This is a genomic window from Thioalkalivibrio sp. ALE11 (assembly GCF_000381205.1).
Taxonomy (GTDB): Bacteria; Pseudomonadota; Gammaproteobacteria; order Ectothiorhodospirales; family Ectothiorhodospiraceae; genus Thioalkalivibrio.
The window spans coordinates 1-12,582 of sequence record NZ_KB906193.1 but is presented as its reverse complement, the minus strand read 5'-3'; the positions used below and the strand labels follow the sequence as shown (position 1 = coordinate 12,582).

Annotated in this window: 9 protein-coding genes and 1 pseudogene; all 10 read left to right on the top strand. The window is 59.2% G+C overall.

All coding sequences use genetic code 11. From position 1 onward, the window contains the following. Positions 1-347: 347 nt before the first annotated feature. Complete coding sequence (locus tag F620_RS0113545; protein ID WP_018871109.1) at positions 348-593, top strand: DUF6364 family protein; 246 nt, start codon at positions 348-350, stop codon at positions 591-593. Continuing rightward, the gene (locus F620_RS0113540; protein ID WP_019570989.1) at positions 590-991 is read left to right on the top strand and encodes a PIN domain-containing protein; all 402 of its coding nucleotides are present in this window, start codon (positions 590-592) and stop codon (positions 989-991) included. Before F620_RS0113545 ends, F620_RS0113540 begins: the two co-directional genes overlap by 4 nt. A 419-nt stretch (positions 992-1,410) precedes the next feature. After that, positions 1,411-3,113: pseudogene (locus F620_RS14540) on the top strand (hypothetical protein). Positions 3,114-3,392: 279 nt separating this feature from the next. Then, positions 3,393-4,541 carry a non-hydrolyzing UDP-N-acetylglucosamine 2-epimerase gene (gene wecB, locus F620_RS0113530; RefSeq protein WP_019570987.1) on the top strand — a complete coding sequence of 383 codons (1,149 nt, stop codon included), beginning with the start codon at positions 3,393-3,395 and terminating at the stop codon, positions 4,539-4,541. Between the two features lie 50 nt (positions 4,542-4,591). Next, positions 4,592-5,875: a UDP-N-acetyl-D-mannosamine dehydrogenase gene (gene wecC, locus F620_RS0113525; protein WP_019570986.1), complete on the top strand. Its 1,284-nt coding sequence runs from the start codon at positions 4,592-4,594 to the stop codon at positions 5,873-5,875. A 15-nt stretch (positions 5,876-5,890) separates the two neighbouring features. Beyond that, positions 5,891-5,992: a hypothetical protein gene (locus F620_RS15685; RefSeq protein WP_369773823.1), complete on the top strand. Its 102-nt coding sequence runs from the start codon at positions 5,891-5,893 to the stop codon at positions 5,990-5,992. A gap of 66 nt (positions 5,993-6,058) precedes the next feature. Then, the gene (locus F620_RS15015; RefSeq protein WP_081621788.1) at positions 6,059-8,950 is read left to right on the top strand and encodes an FkbM family methyltransferase; all 2,892 of its coding nucleotides are present in this window, start codon (positions 6,059-6,061) and stop codon (positions 8,948-8,950) included. Positions 8,951-8,953: 3 nt separating this feature from the next. Further along, positions 8,954-11,098 (top strand): glycosyltransferase, encoded by a 2,145-nt coding sequence (locus F620_RS0113515; RefSeq protein WP_019570984.1) that lies wholly within the window; start codon positions 8,954-8,956, stop codon positions 11,096-11,098. A gap of 17 nt (positions 11,099-11,115) precedes the next feature. Beyond that, the gene (locus F620_RS15010) at positions 11,116-12,318 is read left to right on the top strand and encodes a glycosyltransferase (RefSeq protein ID WP_081621787.1); all 1,203 of its coding nucleotides are present in this window, start codon (positions 11,116-11,118) and stop codon (positions 12,316-12,318) included. 111 nt (positions 12,319-12,429) lie between these two features. Further along, positions 12,430-12,582: helix-turn-helix domain-containing protein (locus F620_RS15005; RefSeq protein WP_155987043.1), on the top strand; the 153-nt coding region annotated here is incomplete at its 3' end.

Below are 12,582 nucleotides of genomic sequence, written 5' to 3'. Positions count from 1 at the left end.
CTCGATATTGGCTCTGTGTTGAAGGTGGTTGTCCCAACCCCGAGAACATAACCCACGCTCTCGAGGTCGGGCAGGTCAATCCATCATGTCTACGATGGGCCCGGACATCCTGTAGGAGCGCAGCCCTCTGCGCGACAGGAAGCCGAACAAAGCCCCATCGGCCAGGGGGGGGACTGGCCTCCTACAGGGGCTGTGGCGCCAAACCACGTCTTTATCATCCCGGTCGCGGCGAAGCGACAAGCCGGGATCTTTGGCGAAAGAGCAAGCGTTCGGGTTCGTCCTGGCTGTGAATGAGCCCGTGCCGTACAATTCCTTCAAATTTGCCATACATGCCGGGAGGTGATCGTATGGAACAGGAAACCACCAAGGTGACCGTGCGCCTGCCCAAACAGGATGTAGAGTTCGCGAAGGCCTATGCCAGGGCACACGGGATGAGCATGACCGAGGTGATTGACCGCCATCTGCGCCACCTCCGAGCGCTCGAGCAGCATACGCCAAGCGCCGAGCTGGAAGCCATTACCGGCCTGATCCCCCCTGATGTGGATGCCGAGAAGGCCTATCACGACCACCTGCGCGACAAGCATTCATCGTGATCATGCTCGATCTGAACGTCCTGCTGGATGTTCTGCAAAAGCGCGAGCCGCACTATCGTGTTTCGGCGGCAGTCCTGGAGCAAGTGCTACAGGGCGAAGAAGCAGGTGCCCTCAGCGCACATGCGGCGACCACGGTGCACTACCTGGTCGCACGGTATGCGGATCGCACGTCCGCGGATCGGGCATTGAGCTGGCTGCTCCAGCATTTGCACGTATCCGCGGTGGGACGCACAGAACTCGAACGAGCCCGGTCGCTCGGTTGGGCGGATTTCGAAGATGCCGTGGTGGCAGCCACTGCCGAGCGCACGGGCTGCGCCTGCATCATCACGCGCAACGTCAAGGATTTCGCCGGATCGCCTGTGCCCGCGCTGACGCCGCAGGAGTTTCTGCTCCGCTAACCAACGTTGTATGGGGTTTCTGCCTACCAAAATCGGCCAGAGGGCTGGCCTCCTGCGGGAGGCGAGACGACAATGGATGATGCAATGGAATTGATTACCCCATACGGCGGTACGCTCCGCGATCGGACCTGGCCGGTGCCCCGTCGCCGAGGGGGCTCGGCCACCGCAAACGCAGGAGGCCAGCCCCTGGCCGATCGGGCCCATCCGGTGCCCCATCGCCGAGAGGGCTCGGCCGCCGCAAACGCAGGAGGCCAGCCCCTGGCCGATCGGGCCCATCCGGTGCCCCATCGCCGAGGGGGCTCGGCCACCGCAAACGTAGGAGGCCAGCCCCTGGCCGATCGGGCCTGGCCGGCGCCCCATCGCCGAGAGGGCTCGGCTCCTACGGGGCTCGAAACCACGGTAGCCAAGGGTTCAACCCCTTGATCCGCGCCATCCTCGACAGCCTGAAATGGAGCAGCCGCCTGGGCGCCAAGTTCTTCTGGGCGGCGCCAGCGGCGACCAGCGGGGTGGTGTTGTTCACCCTGGTGTCGCAGCTCTCCATGCTGCTGGCCTTCTTCCTCCCGCTGAAGGTCATCATCCTGCTGGGTTCGGACGGCATACCCCGCTACTTCCCACCGGGGTTCGAGCAGTTCGACCGCGACGCGCTGATCGTTTCGCTGAGCGCCGCCACCATCGCGTTCTACGGCCTGTATCTGCTGGCCGAACGCATCGTGGAGTTCGGCGGCGAGCGAGGGTCGAAAACCCTCCTCGCACGCAGCCGCAAGATGGTCCTGTTCGAGAACCAGGACGAACTGGCTGCCCGCGCCTACAAACGCCATGCCGAGGTGATCGCGGGCAGCGCGTTCCTGCTGTTGGCGCTGGGCATTCTGTTCTGGCTCTACCAAACCGTGGCGCTTCTGGCCGCGGGGTACGTTCTTGGGGTGGGCACGCTACTGCTTGCTGCGCTTGCCATGAATGAAGGCCTGCGCAGACGCATCCAGGACAACCTCAACGGCTGGATGGGCGTTCTGGCGGGTATCGGCTTCATGCTGGCGTTCGGTTACCTGGTGGTCGACTTCCTGTTCCTCGATCCGCCCGGCCTGATCCCGGCGATCATCGCGCTGCTGCTCGCCCGCCAGGGGTTCAACCGGCTGTCGAGCCTGGTGACCGGGCTCGTGAAACAGCACGACCAGAAGGCAAAGCTGGATGCATTGTTCTTCCATTCCAGCGTCTTCATGCCCGGCCAGGCCCAGGAGACGAACAAAGAGACCATCTGGACACTCCTGACGCCGGAAGCCCGCCAGCAATGGGTACCCGAGCTCATCGCCGAGATGTACGGCGAACCCGCTCGCGAGGATCTGGACATCCAGTGGTGGCAAACCGACGTGGCCAACGTGGGCGTGCTGCATTGCCGCACGCCGGGGAAGCCCAGCATCTTCGTCAAGCTGTTTGCCCCCAAACGCAGCGCCTACGCCCAGCACGAAGCGACCCTGCTGGCCGACCCGCCCAATGGCCTCCCCAGCCCGCAATGGATCGGCGCCACGCAGGTGCGCGGCTTCCATTGCCACGTACTGCAGGTAGCTGAAGAGCTCCCGGCCAGGCAGGGCGACACCGCCAAAGGCGTCGAAGAGATCCGCCAGACCCTGCTGCAGGTCCCCCTGCCGCAACCCCTGTTGACCCGTTACCAGCGCTCCCGGCCCATGCTGTGGCAACGCCTGAACGACAGCATGCTGGAGCGTCTCCGAATCGCCGCCAACGATTCACAATCCCTCAATGCCCTCAGCCAGCTGCGCGCTAGTCTGCAGGACTGGCGCGACCAACTCGCCGCATTGCCCCTGGCGATTACTACGCGGGACGTTCGGCCGGGCAATATTGTAATGACCCAGGGGGGGGGGCGCCCACGCTGATTCACTGGGGAAACTGGGCGATCGAACCGGCCGGGGCCGGATGGCCGACCAAACCCAAACATTTAAAGGCGCTTGGGCAGGGGTCCAATGGGCCCGTCCTCGCTGCATTAAGCTACGAGCTGGAATCCTTGTGCGAGCGACAACGCCACAGCCGGGCGCTCCGGATAGTACCTCGGTTGATTGAGTTCCTGGATGCGATCAACAAAGTTTCGGCTGGCGGGAGGAAGGGCGCCTGATAAGGTATACAAGTGCTGCTCGATAACAACTACCAGAACATGCGGGGTTGTGGATGCACACGGCCCGCATGTTCGATGGTTTTGAGCGACAGCAAGAATCTCAGGGTCGTATTCAGGTATGGGTAGACCTCACTGGGCGCATATGCTGCTCCCGGGTGAGCTGGACTGGATTTGTGGTGGACAGGGCGCGGACCATGCTCCGGGCCGCATTCGGATCCGTTCAGGCGTTAAGCCAAGGAGCTGACGTCGGAATGAATATGAAAGTGACGAGAAGATAAAATGACCGGTAATAACAGGCGGCAATCAGACAACAAAAAACGTGTCCTCTCGGTCATCGGTACTCGGCCGGAGGGGATCAAGATGGCTCCGCTGGTCAGGCAAATGGCGGAAGACCCACGGTTCGAATCGAGGTTGTGCCTGACTTCCCAGCATCGGGAAATGCTGGATCAAGTCATGAAACTTTTTAAACTGAAGGCGGATTATGACCTTGCTCTGATGAGGCCGGGCCAGGAGCTGGCGGACATCACCAGTGGCATACTGCAGGGTCTAACTCCGGTGCTTCAGGAGTTCAGGCCCGATGTGGTGCTGGTGCACGGCGACACTGCTACGACCTTTGCCGCCACCCTCGCGGCGTATTACCAGCAGATCGCCGTCGGCCATGTGGAAGCAGGTCTGCGCACCGGCAACCTCTTCTCCCCGTGGCCTGAAGAGGGCAACCGGAAGCTCACCGGTTCCCTCTCGGCCATTCATTTTGCCCCCACGGAGGGCTCACGCAACAACCTGCTGCGAGAAGGGGTCGCATCTGAAACGATTCACATCACGGGCAATACGGTCATCGATGCACTGTTGGAAGTGGTGGACAGGCTCGAGACCGATACCGCTCTTCGCGAGGCGCAGGCCAGCCGGTTTCCGTTTCTCGACAACGATCGGCGGTTATTGCTGGTCACCGGCCACCGAAGGGAAAGTTTCGGCGACGGATTCGAACGAATCTGCCAGGCTCTGGCGCAAACTGCACAGAGACATCCCGATCTGCAGATTGTCTATCCAGTCCACCTCAACCCAAATGTCCAAGGGCCGGTGAACAGTCGACTGGCCGGCATCGATAACATTCATTTGATCGAACCGCAGGATTACCTGCCGTTCGTCTACCTGATGCACCGGGCGACGCTGATCCTTACCGACTCCGGGGGTGTACAGGAAGAAGCCCCCTCACTGGGCAAACCGGTACTGGTTATGCGCGAGACCACCGAGCGGCCCGAGGCGGTGGAGGCGGGCACCGTCAAGCTGGTGGGGACCAACATTGACCGGATTACGCAGCACCTCGACGAGTTGCTGACCGACTCGGCAGCGTACAACACCATGAGCCGAGCACACAATCCTTATGGCGATGGTCTTGCTTGCCAGCGTATCCGCGACGCTCTGGCCTGATGCACGCCCCGACCAGCACTGACAACAGTTAGCACCTCAAGGAACAATCAATGTCATTCAACACTATCTCCGTGATCGGCCTGGGCTATATCGGCCTTCCCACCGCAGCCGTATTTGCGTCCCGCAAGCAACAGGTGATTGGGGTGGATGTCGACTCCCATGCCGTAGAGACCATCAACCGTGGTGACATTCATATCGTGGAGCCCGAGCTGGACATCGTTGTCCACGCCGCCGTTCACGAAGGATACTTGCGCGCCACAACCGAGCCGGAACCGGCGGATGCCTTTCTGGTGGCTGTGCCCACCCCCTTCGTTCAGGATGAAACGGACGATACTCACAAGGCTGACCTCAGCTACATCAGGGCCGCCAGCCTGGCGATTGCGCCGGTACTGAAAAGGGGCGACCTGGTTGTGCTGGAGTCGACCAGTCCCGTGGGAGCGACGGAGGAGATGGCGGCCTGGATGGCCGAGGCGCGCCCTGATCTCAGTTTCCCGCAGACTCACGGCGAAGCCTCGGACATACGGATCGCCCACTGCCCGGAAAGGGTCCTGCCGGGCCACGTCATTCGCGAACTAGTGGAGAACGACCGCGTGATCGGTGGCATGACACCTAAATGTTCCGAGCGGGCGGTGGAGCTGTACCGGCTCATTGTCCATGGCGACTGCATTGTCACAACGGCCCGAACGGCGGAGATGGCCAAGCTCACGGAGAACGCCTTTCGTGACGTCAATATCGCCTTCGCCAACGAGCTATCGACGATCTGCCACAAGTTGGAGATCAGCGTATGGGAGTTGATCGCGCTGGCCAACCGGCATCCGCGGGTCAACATCCTGCAGCCTGGCGCCGGCGTTGGCGGCCATTGTATTTCCGTCGACCCCTGGTTCATCGTCGACTCCTGCCCGGAGGAGGCCCGCCTGATCAAGACTGCTCGTCTCGTCAACGATCACAAGCCGCAGTGGGTGCTCGACCGCATCAAGGACCAGCTCGATCGGCTACACCAGCAGCAGCCGGAGCGTCCGCGCGCGGCGCTCAAGGTCGCCTGTCTGGGAATCGCCTTCAAGCCCGATATCGATGACCTGCGGGAAAGCCCCGCACTCGGGATCGCCACGCAGGTCGCGCAGTTGGGCTGTACCGTTCAGATTGTGGAACCCCACATTGAAGACCTGCCGGCGAACCTGCAGGCTGCCAATTGCCAGCTGGTCACCCTTGATGAGGCCCTTGCGCAGGCCGATGTGGTGGCTGTTCTCGTCCGGCACAGCGCTTTCAGCGACAGCGTTGGGAAGCTGCTCACCCACTCCGCCGTGGTCGATGCCGTAGGGCTTCTGGACGCCTGACGCGAGGCCGCCCGACTGGATGTCGTCGAGTACATCGAGATGCAGTACAACAGCGTCCGACCCCATACCGCACTGGGCAGCCTCTCGCCTCGGGAATGGGAGAAGGCTGCTGTTTAAGATGGGTGTCCGTTTTTACTTGGCCAGAGCAGTTCTTCATTTTATCTATTTTCCTTTGGAGGTCATTTGAGCCAGACAAAGTTTCCTATTGAGGTTGACGGTTGTCAGTATTCCTTGGTGCTGCCCGACTGGGAATCTGACTATATTCAAGGGATGCTGGCCGAGAAAGCAGTGCCCTACGAGCTACCGATGCTACAGGCCATGCGCGCCGTGCTGAACGAAGGTGATTTGGTTCTGGATATCGGTGCCAACATTGGCAACCATACTCTGTACCTGGCAACGGTTGTCGGCTGCCGTGTCGTTGCCTTTGAGCCGAACCCTATCCTTGCCTCACCGCTGCAAGCGTCGATTGCTCTCAATGGCCTTGAAGAGCGTGTCTCCCTGATACGAAAAGGCGTGGGTTCGGCGGAGGCCAAGGCAGTTTTTGAAGAGTCAAAGCCAGACAACCTAGGCGCCCAGTCACTCACGCTTATTGATGCTGCTGACCCATCGGATGGCAATGCCAGTGCTATGGACGTGGTGCCTCTGGACGGTATGACATTCGAGCAGCCGGTCAGGGGGATCAAGATTGACGTTGAGGGAATGGAGCTGGATGTCCTCAAGGGTGCAAAGCGCCTTATTGAAAAGGATCTGCCGAGCCTATTCATCGAGTCGCATAATGAAGAGCAGTTTTTGCTGATTCATGGCTTCCTTGAAAAGTGGGGCTACGTTTACTGGCGCACCTTCAGTGCCACACCCACCAATTGGTTTCTTTCTTCCACTGAGGCTGCCCGGGCAAACCTTCAGGAGCACGGGCTGGAACAAGGGAAGGCGCTTTACAAACTATGGGATGAGAGACAGCGATTACGGAAGTCGTTTCTGGATCTTCGGGAAAAGCATCGCCTTACCAACGAGCGTCTGGAGGCCAGCAGAGAGCAATACCGTGTCGCCTCTGAGAAGATCGCGGATCTTGAAGAAAACTTGGGTGACGCTAGGAGTAGGTATCAAGAGGTCACATCGCAATACGACGATGTGAGCGCCAAGTACCGTAGGGCAAACAAAAAATATAGAGATTTATGCCAGCAATATTCGGCATTGAGGTCTAGCTCGACCTATAAAGGAGGGTTGTATTTAAGATCTGCCTCCCGGTCGATGGGGGATGCGCTAAAGCTTCCGGTTCGTTTATGGCGTCTCAGGACGTCAAAAAAAAACCGGACTCGCAGTGGGATGGGCCTTCAGGAATTCCTCCGGTATAGTAAGTGGAAGATTGTGGTGCCCATCGCGACGCGGCTGGGCATTCCATATAGTAAGGTCGCTAACCTCAGGTACCCCAGGTGGGCTGGGGCGATCTTGGGGCGTTTCAAAAACCAGTGCAATTCGGAAAGTCAAAACAAGGGTGAAGCAATACGGCAGACCGAGATGTTCACTCCGCCCTCCCTGGGTGCTCAAGAGATCAGCATCCTCGGCTGGCCGGAGCAGCCGCCCAACGGCAAGCCCTATGTGATCGGCATCATGGACGAATTCACCACCGGCTGCTTCGAGCAGGACGTCAACCTGGTCCAGCCCCGTCCGGATAACTGGTACGCCCTGGCCGAGAAGTACCGGCCCGAGTTCTTCTTTATCGAGAGCGCCTGGAAAGGCAACTATGGCAGCTGGCAGTACCGGGTGGCGGACTACGCCAACAAGCCCGGCCAGGAAGTCGCCCATATCTGCCAGTACGCCCGGGAGAAGGGTATTCCCACCCTGTTCTGGAACAAGGAAGACCCGGTGCATCACCAGAAATTCATGTGCAGCGCCAAGCTGGTGGATCACATCTTCACCACTGACGCCAACATGAAGGACTCCTACCAGGCCAAGACCGGCAATACCAACGTCAACGCCTTGCCCTTCGCCGCCCAGCCGGCGCTGCACAAGCCGGCGCCGCTGGCGGGCCGCAAGCCCCGGGCCTGCTTTGCGGGCAGCTGGTACGGCAACCGCCACGCCGAACGTGGCGAGGCAATGCGCTGGCTGCTGCAGGCGGCCAACCGGCACGGCCTGGATATCTTCGATCGCAACTACGGCACCGGCATCTTCCCCTTCCCGGAGGAATACCAGGCCGGCATCAAGGGCAGCCTGCCCTACAAGGAACTCTGCGACGAGTACAGCCGCTACCGGGTGTTCCTCAACGTCAACTCGGTGACCGACTCGCCCACCATGTTCTCGCGTCGGGTCTTCGAGCTGATGGCCTGTGGTACCCCCGTGGTCAGCACCTATGCCAAGGGCATCGAGAACCTGTTCGAGAGCGACGCCGTCTGGCTGGTGCACAGCCAGGAAGAGGCCGACGAGGCGCTGCATACCCTGATGACCGACGACGCCGAGTGGCGCCGCCGCAGCCTGGCCGGTATCCGCGAGGTGTTTGCCAAACACACCTACGCCCATCGCCTGAACGACATCTTCGACCGTCTGGGCCTTGAAACCCGCATGGCGACCGATCCTGCCGTTGCCCTGGTGGCCGAGGCCCACTCCCAGGCTGAACTGGAAGCGCTGCACACCTTTGCCCGCCAGCAGAGCTACCGCGGCTTCCAGCTGGGCATCGCCTGTGCCCCGGGGCTGGCTCAGCTGGCCGGCTCGCTCTCGGAGAACATCACCCTGCTGCAGCGGGGCCAGAAGGCGTCCTGGCTGGCCGAGCAGCACGCCGAGTCCCCCCTGGCCGGCTGGCTTAGCCCCCAGCACCGCTACGGCGAGCACTACCTGCGCGACCTGGTCAACGCCAGCCTTTATGAGCCCGAGGCCGCCGGCTGGGCCAAGGCAATGGGGCAAGACCGCTTCGCCTACGACGGGGAGGCCTGCCTGGGCGGTTCACTGTGGCGCAGCGCCGAGTTTCTCAAGCAACCCATCAAGGCTCACCCGGAGGCGCGCATCACCCGCCCGGATCTCTACCTCGCCGACAGCGACCAGTTCCAGAGCGCCGGTGCGGCTCAGCAAGCGGTGGGAGGCTAACCCATGACCAAGCGAGTACTGATCTGCGGCAACCCCGACCTCAACTACATCGACGGCTCCTCCATCTGGGCCCAGACCATCGCCCTGGCCACCGCCGCGACCGGCGGCGCCAAGGTGGAGTTCCTGGCCAGAAGCACCCCGGCCCGGGATGAGCTCTATGCTCCGCTGAAGGCCAATGCTGACATTACCCTTCTGGATGGCAGCGACCGCCAGCACTGGCAGGGCAGGGGCTTTGCGCGCATTACCCCGGCGATGATGGGCGAGCTGGCCATCCGTCTGGACCGGGAAACGCCCTATGACGTCATCATCGTGCGCGGGCTGGAGATCGCCACCCAGCTGCTGGACGCCCCGGACGTTCTGGCCAAGTGCTGGATGTACCTGACCGATATCCCCCAGGCGCTGAGCGACTACGCCCCGGACGAGCGGCTGGTAATGCAGCGCATCGCCCAGGGCTGCCAGCGTTTGCTCTGCCAGACCGAGGGCTTCAAGGCCCTGTGGCAGGCCCTGGTGCCCGACCTGGATACCGGCAAGGTGCGCCTCTACACCCCGGTGATTCCGGACCTTCCCGAGCGTCTGACACCGATCAGTGAGCGCCCCCTGCAGGCCATCTATGCCGGCAAATTCAAGGGCGATTGGATGACCCTGGAGATGGCCGAGGCCTGGCCCGCCATCCACCGCGAGCTAGCCGGCAGCGAGCTGGTGATGATCGGCGACAAGATCCACGACGAGCCGGAACAGCCGAACTACGCCGAGCGTATGCAGCAGGCCCTGAAGAGCACCCAGGGCCTGACCTGGCGGGGGGCGCAGTCCCGCGAAGCCGTGCAGGCGCAGCTGCGTCATGCCCGGGTGGGGCTCTCCTGGCGCCACGAGGGCATGAACGACACCGTGGAGTACTCCACCAAGATCCTGGAGTACGGCGGGGCCGGCTGCGCCGCCATTCTCAATCGCAACCCACTCCACGAGCAGCTGCTGGGCCAGGACTACCCGCTGTTTGCCAACAGCGACGCCGAGTTCAGCCGCCAGCTGGCCCGTGCCCTGCGTGAGCCCCAGGTGGCACAGCAGGCCGCCGATTCCCTGAAGCGGCTGGCCGAGCGCCACACCTTCTCGACCCGGGTGGACGAGATACGCCAGTGGCTGAAGGAGGCCCCCAAGGCGCCTGAACCCAAGGCCAAGACCCGAGTGCTGGTGGCGGGGCACGACCTTAAGTTCTTTACCCTGCTGCAGAAGAAGCTGGAAGCCACCGGGCAGTTCGAGTTCCTGACGGACCAGTGGCAGGGCCACAACAAGCACGATGAAGCCAAGAGCCGTGCCCTGCTGGAACAGGCCGACGTGATCTTCTGCGAATGGTGCCTCGGCAACCTCAAGTGGTACTCACACTACAAGCAGCCTCATCAGCGCCTGGTGGCACGTTTTCACCTCCAAGAGCGCGAGCTGCCCTACGTGGCCGAGGCCAACTGGGACAACATCGACCACATCAGCTACGTCAGCGAGTTTATCCGCCGGGAAGGGCAGAAGGCCTTCGGCTTTCCCTTCGAGAAGACCTCGGTAATCCCGAACCTCCTGGACGAGAGCAAGTTCACGCCCAAGAAGAAAACGGGGGATGCCCGCTACACCCTGGGCATCATCGGCGTGGCCCCGGCCCGCAAGCGCCTGGACCGCGCCCTGGACCTGCTGGAAGCCCTGCTGGAAGAGGACGATCGCTACTGCCTGCGAGTGAAGGGCAAGCACCCGCTGGACTACGGCTGGCTGCTCAAGCGTGAGGACGAGCTGGCTTACTACCGCAACGTCTTCGAGCGGATCAACAGTAACCCCAGATTACGGCATAAAGTGATCTTTGACCCCCCCGGTGACGACGTCAACGACTGGTTCACCATGGTGGGCTTTATTCTCTCACCGTCAGACTTCGAATCCTTCCATATGGCCATTGGAGAAGGGATGCTGACCGGCGCGACGCCGATCATCTGGGACTGGGATGGGGCAGCGGAAATTTGGGGAGAGAAGTGGGTTACTCGAACTCTTGAAGATGCCAAGAGAGCCGTCGTCAGCGGTGAGCCGACCAAGGAGCTGGCGACTGACATCATGAATGCCATGTCGTCGCAAGATATTAGCCAGCAGTGGAGTGAAGTTATCTACTCCACTGATTTCTAGTTTTTCGAGATTTAAAGATGAAAAAAACAGTTATTGGGTTGACTCTCTTCAGTGTCGTTCAAAAGAGGTCTGGGAAGTATGTTATCCATGAGAAAGAGTATTGTGATTACATAAAAGATCTCTTTTCCGAAGAAAGATTGAAGATGAAAAGTGATATATTTTTTAATATTAGTCTTCCCCAGTTAGCCTCGATGGATAGAAGCGGTTGCGATTATAGGCATTATGTTGTTTATTCCGACTTGCTTCCTGAAAAGTATAAAAACCTAATGACTCTGGCTGAGTCTGAGTTTGATTTTTTGAAAACGATTTGTGTGGAGGACTATTCTGATTTTAATGTTAGAGAAGAGCTGGAGGGCTATGTGGGTCTCGGGGAAGTATTCGCTTTTTTTGGCTTAGATGACGATGACCTGGTTGCTTCTGATTATCTTAAAAAAATCAAGTGCTATGTAGAGGATAGTTTTGTTGGCTTTAATGTGGTGATGTCGAAAGGATTTTCCGGGATTTATGATGGAAAGCTTTCAAACTGCAGGGAGGTGCGATTCCCGTTTATAAATATAGGTCAAGCTAGAATCTGCAAGAGAAATTCTGATGGACGAATTTTTATACCTGAAAAAGGGGGGCACATGAAGACAGATGAACATTGCCCTACGGTTATTGATTCAAGGTCACCAAATTTCTTTTGGTTTCGACATGCTGTGCAAGATAGTTTTAGCAATCGGGAAAAAAATTCGGCGTTTGTTAAGATAAAAAAAGATTTAGATAATTACCCTGAGCCGTCAGAGTCTGTTTTAACTAAATTCCCAGCTTTGTCAGGTTTTATAAAAAAGGAAGAGAAGCTTGCGGTTGCATCAGGTTTTGATATAAATCTAGATAAGTATAAAGAAAAGTGTGCTATCTTTGACAGCCTCTCAGATTTAGGGGTGACAGGAAATTTTGAGCTTCAGTATAGCCTGAGAAATGTTTCTGGTTTTTCTAGACGTCAAGCTGTAGCTGTTTTTGAGCTTTCTAGGTCTTTAAGTGAGTCAGAGTTGCATGCTTCTGGACTGCAGGTTTCTAAAGTTGGTTATTATAGGTATTTTAATACTGGCGGAGAAAATGAGTCGGGCACTTTTAGCATTTTTCTGCCTTCAGGTTGTAGCCTTATAAATATTACTGCAATGCGATGGGGGGCGGATAGGGTGTTGCTAAATCATGTTGTTATTAATTATAAGGGCGATTGACACTTGCTACCTGAATTCACAGAATAACTGCAACGCCTGAACCCGGAAGGGGTGGGCCAGCTGCCGCCGTAGAATGGGTGGCTCTCACCCCAAACCCATTCAGGCGTACCGATGAGGCACTACAGGCAGCTGACCCAGGAAGAACGATATCAGATCAGTGCGTTGCGCGGGCTGGGGCGCTCGCAGGGGGCGATTGCGCGGACGCTGGGCCGCAGCCCGGGCACGATCAGTCGCGAGCTGAAGCGCAACGGCGATGGCGGTGCC

Bases quoted from the DNA above. Each gene is read 5' to 3' on its own strand.
- wecB (WP_019570987.1), top strand. From the start codon at position 3,393: ATGACCGGTAATAACAGGCGGCAATCAGACAACAAAAAACGTGTCCTC.
- F620_RS0113515 (WP_019570984.1), top strand. From the start codon at position 8,954: ATGACCAAGCGAGTACTGATCTGCGGCAACCCCGACCTCAACTACATC.
- F620_RS15010 (WP_081621787.1), top strand. From the start codon at position 11,116: ATGAAAAAAACAGTTATTGGGTTGACTCTCTTCAGTGTCGTTCAAAAG.
- F620_RS0113545 (WP_018871109.1), top strand. From the start codon at position 348: ATGGAACAGGAAACCACCAAGGTGACCGTGCGCCTGCCCAAACAGGAT.
- wecC (WP_019570986.1), top strand. From the start codon at position 4,592: ATGTCATTCAACACTATCTCCGTGATCGGCCTGGGCTATATCGGCCTT.